Raw genomic sequence first — 18,974 nt, 5'->3', positions numbered from 1 at the left:
GGTACCCATCTAGGATACCCTTTTTGCTGTTTAGATGGCAGCGATTAGCCACGTGATGCGCGTTTACGCTCATGCTCAAGCAGCAGTTTTTTTCGCAGACGCAAAGAGTTGGGCGTGACTTCCAGCAATTCATCATCACCGATAAATTCCAGCGCCTGTTCCAGACTCATGCGAATGGGCGGTACCAGCGTCACGGCATCATCCGAACCCGAAGCACGGACGTTGGTCAGCTGTTTACCCTTAAGCGGGTTGACCACCAGATCGTTATCACGTGAGTGAATACCGATGATCATGCCTTCGTAAACCTCATCGCCGTGACCAATAAACATACGGCCCCGCTCCTGCAGATTGAAGATGGCAAAAGCCACCGCTTTACCCACACCATTGGCAATCAACACACCATTGATGCGTTTACCGAAGCTACCCGGTTTCATCGGGCCGTAATGATCAAACACGCTGTAAATCAGACCGGTGCCCTGGGTCGCGGTCAGGAACTCGGTACGAAAACCAATCAGGCCGCGCGATGGCAGAATAAAGTCCAGGCGGGTACGGCCCTTGCCGTCCGGCACCATGTTTTGCAGTTCAGCGCCGCGTTCACCCATTTTTTCCATTACCGTGCCCTGATGCTCGTCTTCGACATCAATGGTGACCGACTCGAACGGTTCCTGCTTTTCACCGTCGATTTCACGGATGATAACTTCCGGACGCGATACGCCCAGTTCAAAGCCTTCACGTCGCATATTTTCGATCAAAACCGACAGGTGCAGTTCACCACGACCGGAGACTTTAAACTTGTCAGGATCGGTCGGTGACTGCTCTACCCGCAGCGCGACGTTGTGAATGAGTTCCCGCTCCAGGCGCTCTTTGATCTGGCGCGAAGTAATAAACTTGCCGTCCTTACCGGCAAACGGTGAGTTATTCACCTGGAAGGTCATGGTCACGGTCGGCTCATCCACCGACAGCGGTGGCAAGGCTTCCACGGCATTTTGATCACAAACGGTATCCGAGATATTCAGCGGATCCAGACCGGTAAAGGCAATAATATCGCCCGCCTGTACTTCCGGCACTTCTTCGCGTTTCAGGCCCAGAAAGCCCATCACCTGCTGGATACGGCCGTTACGGGTTTTACCCTCACGATCAACAACGGTGACCGGGGTATTGGTTTTGAGGCGGCCACGCTGAACCCGGCCGACACCGATCACACCGACATAACTGTTGTAGTCAAGCGATGACACCTGCATCCGGAACGGGCCGTCAACATCGACATCGGGTGGGCTGACTTTATCGACAACCAGCTCAAACAGCGGCGTCATATCGCCTTCATGCTTGTCGTCTTCAAGGTTGGCAAAACCGTTCAGGCCTGACGCATAAATGACATCAAAATCCAGCTGCTCGTCAGTGGCGTCGAGATTCACAAACAGATCAAAGGTCTGATCCAGCACCCAGTTAGGGCGTGCCGAAGGTTTATCGATCTTGTTAATAACAACGATGGGCTTGAGCCCCAGTGCCAGAGCTTTCTGGGTCACAAAACGGGTCTGTGGCATCGGACCTTCAGCCGAATCAACCAGCAATAATACCGAGTCCACCATCGACAAAACCCGCTCGACTTCACCGCCGAAGTCGGCGTGGCCCGGGGTATCAACGATATTGATATGGTAGTCATTCCAGCGGATCGCGGTGTTCTTGGAAAGAATGGTAATGCCGCGCTCACGCTCCAGATCGTTGGAGTCCATCACCCGGTCAGTGACTTCTTCGTGTTCACCGAAGGTGCCGGATTGTCTCAGCAGCTGGTCAACCAGGGTGGTTTTACCGTGGTCGACGTGGGCGATGATAGCGATGTTGCGCAGCTTGGAAATGTCTCTAGCGTTATCAGTCATATATTAGAATTCATTGGCGCATGCCAGGCATGCAATAAGAAGAAGCCCTGTCGGGCACGATTAGTTGAGTGGTTCCGGCAAGTGCTGTTCCAGGCTTTTCAGCATCAGCTTATGCACGCCGAAACCGGCGGCAATCACATTGCCTTTGTTGAATAATTTATCTTCACCGGCAAAGTCTGTAACCAGACCGCCGGCCTCTTCCACCAGCAGCATGCCAGCAGCAAAGTCCCAGTTCTGCAGACCGATTTCCCAGTAACCATCAAGGCGGCCGGCAGCAACATAGGCGAGATCGAGCGCTGCCGAACCGGCGCGGCGGATATCTGAAACCTGTGAGAAAAGCTCACTGAAGCTGGCCATATATTTGTCATGATGCTGCGGATATTTGAACGGAAAGCCGGTCGCCAACAATGCACCTTTCAATTCACGTCGCTTGCTGATGCGCAAACGCCGGTCATTGAGCTTGGCACCCTCGCCGTGACTGGCGGTAAACAGTTCATCCCGCTGTGGATCATAAATCACCGCATGCTCCACCCGGCCTTTGACTTTGACGGCGATGGACACGCAAAAATGCGGAAAGCCGTGCAGGAAATTAGTGGTGCCGTCGAGCGGGTCGATGATCCAGACAATGTCATTGTCACCGGTCTGACCTGACTCTTCTGCCTCGATGGCATGATCGGGATAGGCCTTGTGAATGACCTTGATAATTTCCTGTTCCACCAGGTGGTCCACGTCTGAAACGTAGTCATTGCGGCCTTTGGTGGTCACTTCCAGGTGTTCGACATGTTGCAGAGATCGCATGATCAATGAGCCTGCATTGCGGGCAGCACGGATCGCAATATTCAGCATAGGGTGCATAAGACAAATTTTCCGAGAGCAATTGAGATGATGCACATCTGCTTTTTGCAGTACGCGCATGTTAAACCATCAATTATAGCAAGTATTTAAAACTGGCGAGATGGCTTTGTCGATATAGTTCGCATTTTCGCTGTCCGCTGATAGACAGTAAAAATATTTCTTGCTAGCGTATGTTTTATGTTGCGAAGTCGCAATATAATATGCCTGCCATTCAAACTGGTATTTTTTCAAGGAGAATCAAAAATGAAACCATTAGCAAAACTGAGTGCTGTAGTCCTGCCTTTGGCGCTGTTGACCGCTTGTGCCAACACCGCCGAAATGGAAGCGTTGAAAGCCTCTGTCGAATCAGCACAATCTTCTGCTGATTCAGCCCTGGTTGCTGCTCGCAATGCTCAAAGCACTGCCGATACAGCACAACGCACTGCTACTGACGCAGAACTGGCTGCAATGAACGCCCAGAAAACTGCTGATGAAGCAATGGCGACAGTAGAAGAATGCTGTGCCAAGATTGATCGTATGTTTGAAAAAGCCATGAGCAAATAAAATTTTATTCGCTCTATGCAAAAAAGCCGGAACTCAGGTTCCGGCTTTTTTTTGCCTGTCGAATGTACATAGACTGATTTATAAAGCGTCGCTGCTAACCTGAGCAGTCCAAACCGGGACGCCGGCACTGGCACTGATATCCTCCGCCACTATCGCAGCTTCCTCCTGGCTGTTGAACGGACCAATCAACGTCTCCTCACGCGCACCCGCCCGCACCGGCCAGTACAGATCATCCAGTTGCAGCTCAGTGATCGCTTCACGCACTTTATTCACTGCCTGTTTGTTCATGCCGGCATGGACAAACCAGAGGTTCTCAACGATATCCAGTTGCTTCTGTCCCAGCGCTTTAACAATCCCATGCTGCTCACGCACGACAAATTCGGCAAATGGCCAGTGACTGTCTGACGGTAATTTATCCTGAACATTCAGGATCGCCTTCACCATCGGTGTCATATTGTTACCTTGATCATCTTCCTTGTCTTTGTGCGGGCGATGGGCCTCAAGATAAAGCTGATTATTGCGGCTGCCTGCTTTATGTGGCTGGTAGATAATCTCCACGGGGGTATTGCTGGGAGTGATCCCGAATAAGTGCTCAATATCTTCCGGATACAGCCGGATACAGCCATGACTGACGCGCAGGCCGACACCGAAGGGTTTATTGGTGCCATGCAGCAGGTAGCTGGGCATGGACAGGCGCATGGCATAGCCGCCCAATGGATTGTCCGGCCCGGCTGGTACCACCCTGGGTAAGGGGTCGCCCATTTCTGCGTGTTCTTTGCGAATGGATTCCGGCGGGGTCCATGTTGGATCTTTCACTTTCTGGGTAATACGGGTTTTGCCCAGTGGCGTGGCCCAGCCTTCGCGACCGATGCCCAGAGGATGAGTCACAACCTGTTGCGGTTCGCCTTTGAGGTAGTAGTACAGACGCATTTCAGCCAGGTTAATGACGATGCCGTTTCTGGGGGCATCAGGCAGGATAAATCGGCTGGGAATAATCACCCGCGTGTTCTCGCCCGGTAACCAGGCATCAACTTCCGGGTTAGCATCCGTAATATCGCGATAGCCAAGGTCAAACTGTCGGGCAATATCCAGCAGCGTATCTTCTGCGCGGCTATACACCACCATATTGTGACCGACGACATTGCTGTCGGCTTCGTTGAGCACAAAGGTCGTCGCAGACACCGGTAGCGATAAACTCAGACCGAGAGCGACCATCAAAAAACGACGCAGCATGAAACTTCCTGATAGCTAGCCATAAAATGCCTATTGTACTGGATTCTTTAAAAACAATAGCGTCTAAAGGCGTGCTTTGGCGCACAAAACCCGATAAGATCAGCCTTTACCTCAGACAAATACCTAGCGTACTCTAAGCCGATGAAAAAATATTACCTGCCCCTGATTCTGAGTCTTATCATGCTGAGCCTGTCCGGCTGCGCCTTTTTCGAAAAGGAAGAAGTCACAGCCGATGAAAGCTGGAGCGTAGAACGTATTTATGCGGAAGCCAAGGCGGCGCTGGATTTGGGTGATTATGTCACCGCCATCTCATACTACGAACAGTTGGAAGCGCGTTTCCCATTCGGTGAGTACGCTCAGCAGGCATTGCTGGAATCAGCCTATGCCCACTATAAAAATGACGAACCGGAAACAGCCATTGCCACCCTAGATCGTTTTATGCGCGTCTACCCGCTCAATCCCAACATTGACTACGCTATCTACCTGCGAGGGCTGGTTAACTTTCACCGTGATATCGGTCTGATTGAAAAGTACGTGCCCCGTGATGAGTCGCAGCGTGATCCCGGCTCAGCTGAAGATGCCTTGCGTGACTTTACCCGCCTGGTCAAGCGTTTTCCCAAAAGCCGCTACGCCGATGACTCTGCGCAACGTATCGTCTATCTGAGAAACCGTCTGGCTCAGCATGAAGTTAATGTGGCCAATTACTACATGCGCCGCAGTGCCTATCTGGCAGCGGCGAACCGGGCGAAATACGTGATTGAAAATTATGCGCGGACACCGGCAATGCCCGATGCTCTGGTATTGATGGCCAAAGCTTATAAAGTGATGGGAATGAACGATCTGTCGCAAGATGCCCTGCGAGTGTTGGAACTAAACTATCCAGGCCATACCGGTGTGGCGGAAGTGCACAAGACCGAGTTGAAATGATGTTTTTCGCGCCCGGCCCTGGTGCCGGGCGCAAATGCCAATATCAGATGGCTTCTTCACCCTCTTCGCTGGTACGAATACGGATAGCACGCTCCAGCGGGGTAACAAAAATCTTGCCATCACCGATGCGGCCGGTGTGGGCAGCTTGAGTGACGGTTTCAATGACCGAGTCCACGGTCTCATCATCCACCACAATCTCCAGCTTTACCTTGGGCAGAAAATCCACGACATATTCAGCACCACGATAAAATTCAGTGTGCCCTTTCTGGCGGCCAAAGCCTTTCACCTCAGTCACAGTCATGCCCGTCACACCAATATCTGACAGTGCCTGGCGAACATCATCCAGTTTGAAAGGTTTGATAATCGCTTCAATTTTCTTCATCGCCATTCCTTACTCTATTGTTGAAGTCACAGTGTAACCTGAGGTAATCGGATAACGCCGATCCCGGCCAAAAGCCCGGCTACTGATACGAATACCCGGCGGTGCCTGCCGCCGTTTGTATTCGTTACGATCTACCATTTTTATCACCCTTGCAACCACCTCGGCATCATAGCCTTCCTCGACCAGATCCTCGAAACAACTGTCATCGGCGATATAACGCTCGAGGATTTTATCCAGCAGCGGGTAGTCAGGCAGGCTGTCCTGGTCCAGTTGATCCGCAGCCAGTTCCGCCGATGGCGGCCGGGTAATGATGCGCTCCGGAATCACTTCAGACAGCGTGTTGCGATATCGACTGAGCTGATACACTCGGGTTTTATAGACGTCTTTGAGCGGTGCATAGCCGCCGGCCATATCGCCATAGAGGGTGGAGTAGCCCACTGCCATTTCACTTTTATTGCCGGTCGACAGCACCATTGAGCCGGTTTTATTGGACAAAGCCATCAGGATAATGCCGCGGCAGCGGGCCTGGATGTTTTCCTCGGTGGTGTCCACCGGCAAGCCGGCGAACTGATCAGACAGGCTGTCCAGAAACTGTTCAAACAGCGGTTCAATCGAAATCAGGCTGTATTTAACACCAAGACCGTCGGCCATGGATTTGGCATCGTCCAGACTGATCTGCGCGGTATATCGGGACGGCATCATCACAGCATGCACCTTATCGGCGCCTATGGCATCCACCGCTAGGGCCAGCGTCAATGCTGAATCAATGCCACCTGAGAGACCAATCACTACACCGGGGAAGCGGTTCTTATCGATGTAGTCCCCAAGTCCGGTCACCAGCGCCTTATAGATCATCGGCAGTTCAGCTTCCTTGTCTGCCATCTGGCCATGGATTTGCAGCTTGCCATTGTCCAGGCGCGTCACCGTTAATGGAAATAAACCAGCTTCAAAGGCCGGTGCCCGGGAGACTTTATTGCCATCAGCATCAAGCGCAAAAGAGCAGCCATCAAACACCAATTCGTCCTGCCCCCCGACCTGGTTGACATAAATCACCGGCAGGCCGGTCTCGACCACCCTTTTACGGACTTCGGCTTCACGCAACTGCCATTTGCCAATACGAAACGGCGAGGCGTTAAGGTTGATCAACAGTTCAGCGCCACTGTCTGCCGCTTGGCAGGCCGGCTCGGTAAACCAGATATCTTCACACAGGGTTAGCCCCAGCCGCACGCCACGAAAATCGATGACGCAGGCTTCCTTGCCCTCAACAAAGTAACGTTTTTCATCGAATACGCTGTAGTTGGGCAACTTGTGTTTGAAATAGGTGGCTTTAATCTGACCGCCATCAATGATCGATGCGGCATTGTAGAGTTCTTTACGCACTTCACCATCAGGGTGGCCCACAATGATCGCCACCCCTTCAATATGCTTTTTCAGCGTTTGCAAAGCCTTGTTGACCCGCTTGAGCAGGCCCGGCCTGAGCAGCAAGTCTTCTGGTGGATAACCGGTCAGGGTAAGCTCCGGAAAGATAATGAGATCAGCATCATGCTGATCACGCGCCTGATGGGCCGCGGTGATAATTTTCATCACATTGCCGGCCACATCCCCGACCACGGGGTTGATCTGGCCCATGACCAGAGTCAATTCCTGCATTATCTGGCTTCCATCAACTCAAGCATGCGTTCACCAATTTCGGCGGGTGAACGGGCAATAGCGGCGCCCGCCGCTTCCAGTGCCGCCAGTTTGGCTTCGGCCGTACCCGCACCGCCGCTGATAATGGCGCCGGCATGCCCCATTCGTTTACCCGGTGGTGCGGTCAGACCGGCAATATAAGCAACCACCGGTTTACTGACCTGCTGCTTGATAAACTCTGCCGCGTCTTCCTCGGCATGACCACCGATTTCACCGACCATCACGATGCCTTCGGTCTGCGGATCGTCTTCAAACATCTGCAGGCAATCAATAAAGTTCATGCCATGAATCGGATCCCCGCCAATGCCTACACAGGTGCTCTGACCCAGGCCATTCTGGGTAGTCTGGTGCACGGCTTCATAGGTCAGTGTTCCGGATCGGGAGACAATGCCGATCTTGCCCGGCTGATGAATGGCGCCCGGCATAATGCCGATTTTGCATTCGCCCGGTGTGATCAGGCCCGGACAATTAGGGCCGATAAGGTAGGCATCCTGGTCTTTCAGCGCGTGCTTGACCCGCAGCATATCCTGCACCGGAATGCCCTCGGTGATACAGGCAATAGCTTTGATACCGGCATCCGCAGCTTCCAGGATAGCATCGGCGGCAAAGGCCGCGGGGACGTATATCATGGTGGCATTGGCGCCGGTTTCGGCCACCGCTTCATGCACGGTATTAAATACCGGCCGCTCCAGGTGAGTCTGTCCGCCTTTACCCGGTGTCACGCCGCCAACAAAATTGGTGCCGTAAGCAATCGCCTGCTCAGAGTGGAAAGTGCCCTGTTTGCCGGTAAAGCCCTGACAAATAACTTTGGTATCGCGGTTAACAAGGATACTCATTATTCTGACTCCCGGGCTGCCGCCACTGCCTGTCTGGCAGCATCGGTCAAATCCTGTGCTGCGTAAATACTCATGTCGCTGTTGGCCAGCAGTTCACGACCGATAGCAGCATTAGTGCCCTCCAGCCTGACCACAACTGGCAGCGTCAACTCAACCTCTTTCGCCGCCTGAATAATGCCTTCGGCAATCAGATCACAGCGCACGATACCACCAAAGATATTGACCAGGATCGATTTAACCTTGTTGTCGGACAGGATCAGCTTGAATGCTTCCGCTACCCGGTCAGCGGTAGTACCACCACCCACATCCAAGAAGTTGGCCGGTTCACCGCCTTCTTTCTGGATCAGGTCCATGGTTGCCATCGCCAGGCCGGCACCATTGACCATGCAGGCCACATTGCCATCCAGCGAGATGTAATTCAGGCCATATTCGCGGGCAATGACTTCGGCATCATCTTCCTGGCTGGGATCAAACATCTCGGCCAGATCGGCATGCCGGAACAGGCCGTTATCATCGAGATTGATCTTGGCATCCACCGCCAGCAGATCGCCGTCGCCAGTCACCACCAGCGGATTGATTTCTACCAGATCGGCATCATTTTCAGTAAACAACTGATACAGGTTCTGCATCACCTGCTGCAATTGCTTGAAAGCATCGCCCTTCAGGCCCAGAAAGAAACCGGCCCGGCGGCATTGATAGCCCTGTAAACCCACTACGGGATCAACATACAGGCTCAAAATGGCTTCCGGCGTGTCTGCCGCCACCGCCTCGATATCCATGCCGCCCTGCGCCGAAATCATGAAGACGATGCGCTGACTGCTACGGTCCAGCAGTACCGCCAGGTAGATTTCACGCTCAATCTCGGTTGGTTTTTCTACCAGCACCTGGTGAACCGGCAGCCCTTCAGCTGTGGTTTGATGGGTAACCAGTCGCTGGCCCAGCATCCCCTGCGCCGCCGCTTCCACGGCTTCCACACTATCGACGACTTTGACGCCACCGGCCTTGCCGCGGCCACCGGTGTGGACCTGGGCTTTGACCACCCAGCGCTCACCGGCCAGCAGTTCGGCTGCCTGGCGGGCCTCGGTGATATCGCTGACCGCCTGCCCCTGTGGAGTAGGCACGCCATAGCGATTAAAGAGTTGTTTCGCCTGAAATTCGTGCAGGTTCATGTTTTTCTGATGCCTTAGTCTTGATGATTGCCATTGCTTAGGATGGCGTATCTGCCGTGCAGGCAGAAATACTCAAATTTAAACCGTATATTTTCTCGCATTAAGCCGATAATTACCACAAGCAGCATGCGGATTGGCGGGGCTGACAGCTGGTCATGATATAGTGCTGGCCGTTAGAGACAAACGAGTTATGCCATGCTGTATCCGGAAATCGAACCCTATCAGACATATTATCTGCAGCGGGAAACGCTTGAAGGTGGCGGTCACCATCAGATTTATGTTGAAGAATGCGGGAATCCAGACGGTATTCCCGTGTTATTTCTGCATGGGGGCCCCGGCAGTGGTTGTCGTCCCCAGCATCGCTGTTATTTTAATCCAGACAAATACCGGATTGTGCTGTTCGATCAGCGAGGCTGCGGCCGCTCCACCCCCAGTGGTGAACTGCAAAACAATAGTACCGACTTCCTGATCGGCGACATGGAAGCCATCCGAGGAGAACTCGGCATTGAACGCTGGGTTTTATTCGGTGGTTCCTGGGGTGCGACGCTGGCTCTCTGCTATGCTCGCCAATACCCTGAGCAGGTGAAGTCGATGATTCTGCGCGGCACCTTCCTGGGCCGGCGCAGTGATATCGAATGGGTCTATGCCGAAGGCGGAGCTTCAAGACTGTTTCCGGATGCCTGGCAAAAGCTGGTTGCGCCCCTACCCGAAAGTCAGCGCCAGAAGCCACTGCGAGCCTACTTCGACAAACTCAGCGACCCTGACGAGGAAGTACAACTAGCCGCCGCGCAGACGCTCAATGGCTGGGAAGGCACTATTGTGATGATGCGGGACCATGAATTCGAACCGGATACCACGCAGCCGCCGGGGCCGCTCGCCCACTCAAAAATACAATTGCATTACGCCCTGAATGACTGCTTTATCAGCAAGTCGCCACTGCTCGACAGTGTGGCTGATATCGCTGAGATTCCCACCGTCGTCATTCACGGCCGCTACGACTTGGTCTGCCCCATGCAGCAGTCCTGGCAACTCAAGCAGGCCTGGCCGCAAATCGATTTACGCATTATCCCACTGGCCGGTCATGCCGCCGGCGAACCGGATCTTATAGAAGCGCTGGTTAAAGCCACTGATGAACTGGCGGAGACTTTGTCATGATCGCTTTACTGCAACGTGTGACCCATGCCGATGTCCATGTCGATGAACAGCTCAAAGCAGAGATCCAGCAGGGCCTGCTGGTGCTGGTCGGCGTGGAGAAGGACGACACCGAGGAAGACGCCGAGCGCCTGCTGAGACGTATTCTGGGCTACCGGGTGTTCAGTGACGATAACGGCAAAATGAACCTGTCACTGACTGATATCCACGGTGGGCTACTGCTGGTACCACAGTTCACGCTGCCTGCTGATACCCGCAAGGGTATGCGTCCCAGTTTCACGCCAGCCGCGCCCCCCGAACAGGGTGAACAGTTATTTGAATATCTGGTTTCCCAGGCCAAAACTCAGCATGCCAGCACTGCTGCCGGTCATTTCGGCGCCGATATGCAGGTACGGCTAACCAATGACGGCCCGGTGACCTTCTGGCTGCAAACAGGTTAATCCATGAAAATCATCAGAAATATTATTATCGGCCTGCTACTGCTTGTCGGCGGTATCATGATTTTAATGCTGCTGCCATCACCACAGGGCACGGCAGACAAACCCTGGGAAGTGACCATCATGGATGATGGTAATCCACATGTGCTGGGTATTCATCTGGGCGAAACCGACTATAAAAGCGCGCAGCAGCATCTGGGCGTTTTCGGTGAAACCGCGTTGTTTGTAGATCCTGATGGCAGCCACAGTGTTGAAGCCTTTTTCGACAGTATTAATCAGGCCGGACTGTCAGCCAAACTGGTACTGAACCTGGATGTAAGTGAAGCCAGAATGCAGGCGATGCAGCAACACGCCACCGCCGGAGAACGACAGCCGAGCGGTGCGCGGCAACTTGAATTATCAGAGCAGGATCGTGAATTTCTATTAACTGCACCGGTCAAGGCCTTGACCTATATGCCCTCGGTCAGGCTCAAACCTGAAATGATAAAAAGCCGTTTTGGCGAAGCTGACAAGATTGAGCAGAAAAAAGAGCCTGAAACCGGACTGCTTACCAAAACCTGGCATTACCCCGCCATTGGCCTGACTATCGTTTTTCGCGGTGAAGACAAGCCGGTTTTGGTTTATCAGGCTCGCACACTTTAAGCCTTCCTTGCTACGTCTTTGGCATGTTGATTATTGAACTGCGCCTTGCAGATTCTGACAGGGCTGATTGTTATTAAGGCCTGGGACTGGAGGGCCGCGTCGCTATAGCTCCTCGCAGTGACGGTTGGCACAGCTCAACAGGACAACACCGCATAAATCAGTATATGGTCGTCATTGTGAACGCAGTGAAGCAATCCAGTCCCCGGTTAAGCTAACAGCACAATCAGCCTAAGCTGATAATCGTTACCGTGGTGTAAAAGATCAGGCAGAATAAAGCAACGCCAACAACACATGACCGTCATTGCGAACGCAGTGAAGCAATCCAGTCTCCGGTTGAGCTACCAAGAGAAACCTCGGTAATCAGCCCAAGCTTGTTATAGTCCGGTCTGGACTGTTCCCCGATACCTTTTCTCGGTGCTGCTGCCTGACTAGCCCAGCCCGGAACAAATAGCATCAGTCTCCCACCCTGACTTTGTTCTCGGTTAATGCCATAAACGCAGCTTTGTCTACCGGCCGGCCCAACAGATAACCCTGTGCCCGCTGACAGTGACGCTGTCTCAGATAATCAAGCTGGGCTTCGGTTTCCACACCTTCAGCCACCACTGTCAGCCCCAGACTGGCTGACATCGCCATAATGGCATCAACAATGGCGGCATCATCCTGATCGGTAGTGATATCGTGAATAAAGGCACTGTCTATTTTCAGCACATTGAGCGGGAATTGCTTCAGGTAAGACAAGGAAGAATAGCCGGTCCCGAAGTCATCAATCGCCAGGCTAAGGCCCATATCACTGAGTTCCTGCAAGGTCATCGTCGCCAACTCGGTATCTTCCATCAGCATGGTTTCGGTAATTTCCAGTTCCAGATTTGATGCCGGCATTTGCCGCTGGTTCAGCAACTGTCGAATATGTCCCAGCAGCAAGCCGCCTTTGAACTGACGACCGGACAGGTTCACGGCAATCTTGAAATCGGTGCTGACCTGATCCTGTATTGCCAGGAACGTGTCGCAGGCCTGGCCCAGTATCCACTCTCCCACCTCGCCGATGAGGCCGGTATCCTCCAGCACCGGCACAAAGCGGCTGGGCGGTACATTCCCCCAGACTTCGCTGTACCAGCGCAACAGGACTTCGGCACCGATCATTTCGCCGTTGTCCAAATCGAACTGGGGTTGGTAATGCAGGAAGAACTCCTGTTGAACTACAGCTTGTCTGAGGGCCGTTTCCAGCGCCAACCGCTCGGCCGCCTCGGCATTCATATCCAAAGAATAAAACTGGAAGTTATTGCGTCCTTGCTTTTTGGCGTGATACATCGCCGCATCGGCATTACGTACCAGCATATCGACATCGCGCCCATCAGCTGGATACAGACTGATGCCGATACTGGGGCTAACACTGATCTCGGTGGATTCGATTTTGTAAGGCCGAGTCATGCTGTGAATGACCTTTTCTGCCACCTTGCCGACATGCTCGGCAGAGCTGATATCTTCCAGCAACAGGGTGAACTCATCACCGCCCAGACGGGCCACGGTATCACCCTCACGCAGGCAGGCTTTGATTCGTCTGGCCACCTCTCTGAGCAGCATATCGCCGGTATTATGTCCCAGCGAATCATTGATGTGTTTAAAGTGGTCCAGATCCAGGAAAAACACGGCCAAACGACGGCCATCACGCTGCGCCTTGTGAATGGCGTGTTCCACCCGGTCATTGAATACATTGCGATTGGGTAAACCGGTCAGCGAGTCGATACTCGCCAGCCGGGTCAGATACTCTTCATTTTCCCGCTGCTGAGTCACATCCTCAAACAACCAGATAGTGCCGGCGATCGGATCATTTGGATCTATCGCTTTACCTGACAACGCACACCAGAACTTGCCACCGTCCTGACGAATCAGTTCCAGTTGCGCCTCATAGCTCTCTGAGGATGCCAGCGCCTGATAGGACTGGTCACCGAACTGCAGGTAGGCCTGCTCATTGGGATATATCGAGCGCGTGCTCTGATTGGTGATCTGATCCCGGTCGAAGCCAAACAAGTCTTCAAAGCGTCGGTTGACCCTGATGAAGCGTCTTTCGCGGACAAAAGCGATACCAATAATGGCATTTTCCAGTATCGCCTCCTGCTCAGCCATTAACTGCTGCAATTTAAGGTCTGTCTGCTTCCAGGCCGTGACATCGGAAATCACACAGACCCAGACCTGCCCTTCAATTTTGTCTATACGGCTCAAAGACAGCCACATTGATAATGAGGAACCATCCAGACGGCGGCCTTCAAACTCGCCGTGAACACCGGCCTTCTGCGCCAGGTCATCAATACTGTCAAAGCCTTGCTGTTCGAAAATATCCAGCAGATTTTTACCACACAGGCTATCCATCGATCCAGCCAGAACCTGCTCCGCAGCAGGGTTGATATCCACTATCGTGCCACTACTGCTGAGCGTCAGGATAGCCTCCGGCACACCGTTAATTATCGCCCGTATATGCTGCTCACGCTGCTGCAGCGACAATCGCGCGTCGCTGAGCGCATCGATCATCTGCTCGGTCTTTTCAGCAAACAGGTTGAAATCACTGGCCAGCAACGACAGTTCATTACTCGATGGCGAGGGCGGTATCCGGGTGTCAAAGCGTCCCTCTGATAAAGCGTGAATGGAGCGGCGGATCACGCCCAACGGTCTATTGACAGCGCGCAGCAGCAACCAGGCAAACAATATCATGCCGCCGGTCAACAACAGACTGAGCGCGAGAATTGACCAGCGATTGCTGTCGGCCTTGACAACATTATCACTGACTGCATCCAGCAGCTGCTGATTAATCAATGCCGCGACCTGATTCAGTTTATCCACCATAACCGACATCACCGACAAGGCAGATTCTTCCCCCTGCTCGAGCAGAGCCAGTTGCAATAGTCGCTGCTGGTGAATGTCCATGAGGCCGTCCTGCCCTTCAAACAGGGCGATAAGCACTTCGATGTCGTATCTCAGTTGGCTGCTCATTGTTGCGATACCGGGCAGGTTCTCTGTCGCCTGTTGCAGTTTCTGTGACTGGCTGCCGAGCTGCGATTTTATCGGTGCTAACTGCCGGGAAATGATCTGCTCTAACTGGCTATCGCGGTTGAGGGTCAGAGACTGGTAATTAAGCAGGCTTAATTGATAGACCGCGATCTGTATCGGCTCCAGTATTTCCAGCAAGCCGACTCTTTTATCCTCTCTGAGACGCTGCTCCAGTTGCTCGAGTTGTTGCTGCAGTTGTCCCGACTGCACCTCAATATCGCTGCTGTGCTGATTCAGTCGGGCATTGAGTCCCAGCACATTCTGCTTGCGTTCTCTGAGTTCATCGTCCAGATTGAGGAAATCCTGATAATAGCTGTACAGCGAATCAACCAGTTCTCTGTGTTCAGGCTCGTCATCAACCAGGGAGGCCAGGCGCAGCCAGTTCTGCTGGAAGCGCTGTTCGAGCACCGCACGCTGGTCATACTGTGCCAGTGTCGTCATCATGTCGCTGGCCAGTAGTTGTTGTTGACGCTGTGCCAGCGCCATGGTGGTATGACTGAGTTGACGACCACTGCTTTCCAGTGGCAAGACCTGAGTGGCCACTATATCGCGAATATCACCAATCAGCATATTGGCGTGGTTGGTCATCAGCGCCATAAGCATGACCACCACCACAGTGGCAGCAGCCCAGAACTGGAGCAGATTTTTGATACTCCAGCGCTTAAACATCCCTTTCCCTGTGGTCAAATTCCATCATCACGCTTATGCATGCACACCCAGTTATGATTTTGACGTCGTTGAGGAGTGGTCCGGGTCTGCTTCACTGTCGCTCTCATCTGTGTGCTGCTCTGGCAACTCATCATCATCGAGCAGCACGCGATGCGCAGCGCCATCCATATCATCATACTGGCCGTTCCGAACCGCCCAGAAAAAGACTGCGACACCAATAATGCCTAACAGCAACATGCCCGGCAGCAAACCATAAATAACTTCCATAAAAACCTCTGTGCAGGAAGCGGATAACGACTCAGTCACTCAGCCCGGTTTTTGAATACTCGACCGATACGGGCAGCGTTAGCGATCACCAGCAAAGAACTCATCGGCATGGTAATCGCCGCAACCAGGGGACTGAGCAAAGCCATCATCGCCATTGGCACCATGATAACGTTGTAACTGATTGACAACACAATGTTCTGACGAATTGTTCGCAGACTGCGTGCCGCCAGTGTTCTGGCATCAGCTACTTTCTGTAATGCCTGCTGTGACAATACCACATCAGCGCTCTCCACTGACACATCCGTGCCCGAAGCAATGGCAATACCAACATCGGCCTGAATCAATGCCGGCGCATCATTGACGCCGTCCCCAATCATGGCAACCCGGTCTCCCTCAGCCTGCAATGCGCGAATCACTGCCGATTTCTCGCCGGGTAATACCTCAGCCTGCCGTGAAACCTGACCCAGAGGCGCCGTTACCGCTTCAACGACCGCCTGACGATCACCGCTGAGCACGGTGACTTTCATACCGGCAGCCAGCAAGGCTTCAACTGTTTGCACGGCATCATCACGGAGCCCATCCATCAGTCCCAGCATGCCCTTGATATGCCCATCCACGGTAACCAGCACACAACTGATGCCCCGCTGTTCACGAGTCAGCAACGCTTGCTGATGTTCGCTCGCCAGCTCTATGCCCTTTTGACTGAGCCAGGCCTGCGTCCCGACCAGCACGTCATGACCTTCGACAACGGCGCGGACTCCCCTTCCGGGGGCTGATGAGAAATCACTGATCTCACTGAGTCGGATGTCGCGTTCATCGGCGGCCCGACACACCGCACTGGCAATACCATGCTCGGAATGCTGTTCCACCGAAGCCGCAAGTTGCAGCAGCGCCTGCGGATCCAGCTCGGCAAAGACACTGATATCGCTGACCTGCAATTTGCCCTTGGTCAGGGTGCCGGTTTTATCGAAAACAAAATGGTTAATTGTCGACAGGGTTTCCAAAGCAATGCCCTGCTTGATCAGCACACCACGGTTGGCACCGACGCCGGTCGCCACTGCGACTGACATCGGTGTCGCCAGACCAAAGGCACACGGACAGGTAATCACCAAAACTGAGGTGGCAGCAAGCAAAGCAGTTTCAACATCAAACTGCTGCCAGTAAATAAAGGTCAGCGCCGCCAGCGACAGGGTCACCAGCACGAACCAGGGCACAATGCGATCGGCCAGACTCTGAATCGGTGCTTTAGAGGCCTGGGCCTCATCCATCACAGCCACGATTTTTGCCAGAGCCGTCTGCCGCAGAACTTGCTCTGCCCTGACCCGGAACGCACCCTCGCCGTTAATACTGCCAGCGACCACTTTGTCGCCCGCCTGCTTGGCCACGGGCAGCGACTCGCCGGTGAGCATGGATTCATCGACGCCGCTTTCGCCACTGATAATGGTGCCATCCACCGGCACACTGTCACCGGGTTTGACCAGCAACATATCGCCTGCCTGGACGCTGTGGATAGGCACGACACGGATAGTCTCACCCTCGACCAGATTAGCCAGTTTGGGCTGTAGCTCCAGCATGCGTTGAGTTGCTGATAAAGCGCGGCGACGTGATATCGCTTCCAGATAACGCCCCACCAGAATCACAAACAGGAAATTGACCACCGTATCGAAATACACCTGCCCGCTCGCACTGGCGCTGAGAGTCACGTAACAGGAGTAGAGGTAGGTCGAACTGGCACCGATGGCGATCGGCAAGTCCATCGTCAGGTAACGTCGCTTCAATCCGGTCAGCGCATTTTTGAGAAAGGGATAGCCGGAGTACAGTAGCGTGGGAGTGGCAATAATCAGCCCTATCCAGTGGAACCATTGGCGGAAATCGCCCTCATCCGCGCCGGAATAGAGCGCGATTGAGATCCACATCATGTTCATCATCGCAAAGCCAGCAAAAGCCATGCGATAAAGCAGCCCCCGGTGTCGCTGGGCCAGGGCCCCCTCGGCCATTTCAGGATCAAAGGGTACGGCAGCATAACCGATATCAGCCAGGATATGCAGTATCCGGGAGAGCCTGATGCTGTCATTATCCCAGCGTAATTTGAGGCGTTTGGCAGTCAGGTTAACTTCGGCGCTGAGCACGCCGGGCTGCTTTATCAATGCATTTTCAATCAACCAGACACAGGCGGCGCAGTGAATACCTTCTACCAGTAACTGGATACTGCGTTGTTTTGTCAGGGCATCGACATAATCAGTCTGAACCTCATCCAGGTCGTAGGCGTCGAATTCACCGGCAACATCCGGTGGGGGTGCCATTGCCTCATCGTGTGAGGTTTTATTGTAAAACCCTTGCAAGCCGGATGCATAAATCGTTTCTGCCACACTCTGGCAACCATGGCAGCAGAAGCTGCGCTGCGTGCCACCCAGCGTTGCGGTAAAGGCCTGTTTGTCATCAACAGGCAGCCCGCAGTGGAAACAGGAATCAGACAAGCTGTCTTGTACTGCTGACTGCGTCATAACAAAGGCTGGCGCTTAGCCACGATCAGGGTTCAATGCGCAAACGGCGGCTGATGATATATTCGTCCTCGCCACGCCGGGCTTCAACGATCACATCCCAGGTACCAGGCAAATCAAAACTGACATCAGCAATATAGCTGCCATGCCCGGATTTTTGCATCTCTACTGTAAAGTCCTGGCGGGCATCTGAAGGCCGGTAAGCGTAGAATGTCACCGAATCCAGCAGTAGTCCGGCTGAGTTCTTACCGGTGATGACGGCTTCATAAGTCTGCTCTTGATTTACCCGCGAACTGCTTGGAACCAAGAGCACACCTGACCAACCCAGCGCCTCCTGACGGGCAATGCGCTGCTGCGTTTCCGCGTAGGCTTCGCCTTTTTCATAAAAGTCTTCCACCACCAGGTTGGGTGGAGAAGAAAAAGCCAGATAGATAAACACGGCATTGGCACTCAGAAAAGTGACTAAAAAGGCCAGAAACCCCAGCACCCAGGGGTTGCGTAAAGCCTGTGGATTATCCTGCGAAATTCTCATATTATTTCCCCTGCCTGCTCAACGCGGCCCCATAAACATACTCTGATAGATGGTATTGAGCTGTGGCTGTTCCAATACCTCGGCGCTGAACTCTATCGGTGCCAGTCCGTCTTCAATCACCGACTCCGGTGCCCGCACCAAAGCCGTGACCGGTATCACCCGCCCCGGCTCGATAATGACTTGTTCATCCATGCCGTGCAGGCTGGCGCCTTCCAGTCCGC

16 protein-coding genes and 1 pseudogene are annotated in these 18,974 nt (G+C 53.4%); 5 read left to right on the top strand and 12 right to left on the bottom strand.

The window, feature by feature from the left end:
- Positions 1–44 precede the first annotated feature (44 nt).
- Both typA and suhB read right to left on the bottom strand, forming a co-directional pair.
- Positions 45–1,877, bottom strand: coding sequence for a translational GTPase TypA (typA, locus tag Q0X64_RS11955; protein ID WP_297813346.1), 1,833 nt, complete (start codon positions 1,875–1,877; stop codon positions 45–47).
- 60 nt (positions 1,878–1,937) lie between these two features.
- The gene (gene suhB / locus Q0X64_RS11950; RefSeq protein ID WP_297813343.1) at positions 1,938–2,732 is read right to left on the bottom strand and encodes an inositol-1-monophosphatase; all 795 of its coding nucleotides are present in this window, start codon (positions 2,730–2,732) and stop codon (positions 1,938–1,940) included.
- Positions 2,733–2,975: 243 nt separating this feature from the next.
- On the opposite strand from suhB, the gene Q0X64_RS11945 reads away from it, so the two are divergent.
- Complete coding sequence (locus tag Q0X64_RS11945) at positions 2,976–3,275, top strand: Lpp/OprI family alanine-zipper lipoprotein (protein WP_297813340.1); 300 nt, start codon at positions 2,976–2,978, stop codon at positions 3,273–3,275.
- A 78-nt stretch (positions 3,276–3,353) separates the two neighbouring features.
- Here the strand turns inward: Q0X64_RS11945 and Q0X64_RS11940 are convergent, their stop codons facing one another.
- Positions 3,354–4,508: a L,D-transpeptidase family protein gene (locus tag Q0X64_RS11940; RefSeq protein WP_297813337.1), complete on the bottom strand. Its 1,155-nt coding sequence runs from the start codon at positions 4,506–4,508 to the stop codon at positions 3,354–3,356.
- A gap of 141 nt (positions 4,509–4,649) precedes the next feature.
- Between Q0X64_RS11940 and Q0X64_RS11935 the strand changes: the two genes are divergently transcribed.
- Positions 4,650–5,435 carry an outer membrane protein assembly factor BamD gene (locus tag Q0X64_RS11935; protein WP_297813334.1) on the top strand — a complete coding sequence of 262 codons (786 nt, stop codon included), beginning with the start codon at positions 4,650–4,652 and terminating at the stop codon, positions 5,433–5,435.
- Between the two features lie 43 nt (positions 5,436–5,478).
- Here the strand turns inward: Q0X64_RS11935 and Q0X64_RS11930 are convergent, their stop codons facing one another.
- The 4 genes from Q0X64_RS11930 to sucC are packed head-to-tail and all read right to left on the bottom strand — an operon-like array spanning position 5,479 to position 9,562.
- Positions 5,479–5,817 (bottom strand): P-II family nitrogen regulator, encoded by a 339-nt coding sequence (locus tag Q0X64_RS11930; RefSeq protein ID WP_297813331.1) that lies wholly within the window; start codon positions 5,815–5,817, stop codon positions 5,479–5,481.
- Between the two features lie 9 nt (positions 5,818–5,826).
- Positions 5,827–7,467, bottom strand: coding sequence for an NAD+ synthase (locus Q0X64_RS11925; protein ID WP_297813328.1), 1,641 nt, complete (start codon positions 7,465–7,467; stop codon positions 5,827–5,829).
- Positions 7,467–8,342 (bottom strand): succinate--CoA ligase subunit alpha, encoded by an 876-nt coding sequence (gene sucD / locus Q0X64_RS11920; protein ID WP_297813326.1) that lies wholly within the window; start codon positions 8,340–8,342, stop codon positions 7,467–7,469. Before sucD ends, Q0X64_RS11925 begins: the two co-directional genes overlap by 1 nt.
- Positions 8,342–9,562 (bottom strand): ADP-forming succinate--CoA ligase subunit beta, encoded by a 1,221-nt coding sequence (gene sucC, locus Q0X64_RS11915; protein WP_366517522.1) that lies wholly within the window; start codon positions 9,560–9,562, stop codon positions 8,342–8,344. Before sucC ends, sucD begins: the two co-directional genes overlap by 1 nt.
- 144 nt (positions 9,563–9,706) lie before the next feature.
- On the opposite strand from sucC, the gene pip reads away from it, so the two are divergent.
- From pip to Q0X64_RS11900, 3 genes are read left to right on the top strand one after another with little or no spacing between them, the layout of a single operon-like run.
- Positions 9,707–10,666 carry a prolyl aminopeptidase gene (pip, locus tag Q0X64_RS11910; protein WP_297813321.1) on the top strand — a complete coding sequence of 320 codons (960 nt, stop codon included), beginning with the start codon at positions 9,707–9,709 and terminating at the stop codon, positions 10,664–10,666.
- On the top strand, positions 10,663–11,103 hold the full coding sequence (dtd, locus tag Q0X64_RS11905; protein ID WP_297813318.1) for a D-aminoacyl-tRNA deacylase: 441 nt from the start codon (positions 10,663–10,665) through the stop codon (positions 11,101–11,103). Before pip ends, dtd begins: the two co-directional genes overlap by 4 nt.
- A 3-nt stretch (positions 11,104–11,106) precedes the next feature.
- Positions 11,107–11,742, top strand: a complete 636-nt coding sequence (locus Q0X64_RS11900) for a lytic murein transglycosylase (RefSeq protein WP_297813315.1) — start codon at positions 11,107–11,109, stop codon at positions 11,740–11,742.
- Positions 11,743–12,195: 453 nt separating this feature from the next.
- Here the strand turns inward: Q0X64_RS11900 and Q0X64_RS11895 are convergent, their stop codons facing one another.
- From Q0X64_RS11895 to Q0X64_RS11875, 5 genes and pseudogenes are all read right to left on the bottom strand, one after another.
- Complete coding sequence (locus tag Q0X64_RS11895) at positions 12,196–15,453, bottom strand: EAL domain-containing protein (RefSeq protein WP_297813312.1); 3,258 nt, start codon at positions 15,451–15,453, stop codon at positions 12,196–12,198.
- Positions 15,454–15,504: 51 nt separating this feature from the next.
- Entirely contained in the window at positions 15,505–15,720 is a 216-nt protein-coding gene (gene ccoS / locus Q0X64_RS11890) for a cbb3-type cytochrome oxidase assembly protein CcoS (protein ID WP_297813309.1), read from the bottom strand.
- 35 nt (positions 15,721–15,755) lie between these two features.
- Entirely contained in the window at positions 15,756–18,224 is a 2,469-nt protein-coding gene (locus Q0X64_RS11885; RefSeq protein WP_297813306.1) for a heavy metal translocating P-type ATPase, read from the bottom strand.
- A gap of 25 nt (positions 18,225–18,249) precedes the next feature.
- The gene (locus Q0X64_RS11880; RefSeq protein WP_297813304.1) at positions 18,250–18,753 is read right to left on the bottom strand and encodes a FixH family protein; all 504 of its coding nucleotides are present in this window, start codon (positions 18,751–18,753) and stop codon (positions 18,250–18,252) included.
- Positions 18,754–18,771: 18 nt separating this feature from the next.
- A pseudogene (locus tag Q0X64_RS11875) lies at positions 18,772–18,974 on the bottom strand (cytochrome c oxidase accessory protein CcoG); the annotation flags it as partial.

The sequence above is a fragment of the uncultured Methylophaga sp. genome, assembly GCF_947259025.1.
Taxonomy (GTDB): domain Bacteria; phylum Pseudomonadota; class Gammaproteobacteria; order Nitrosococcales; family Methylophagaceae; genus Methylophaga.
The sequence above is the reverse complement of the archived record's forward strand: the minus strand, read 5'-3'. Positions and strand labels throughout refer to the sequence as shown.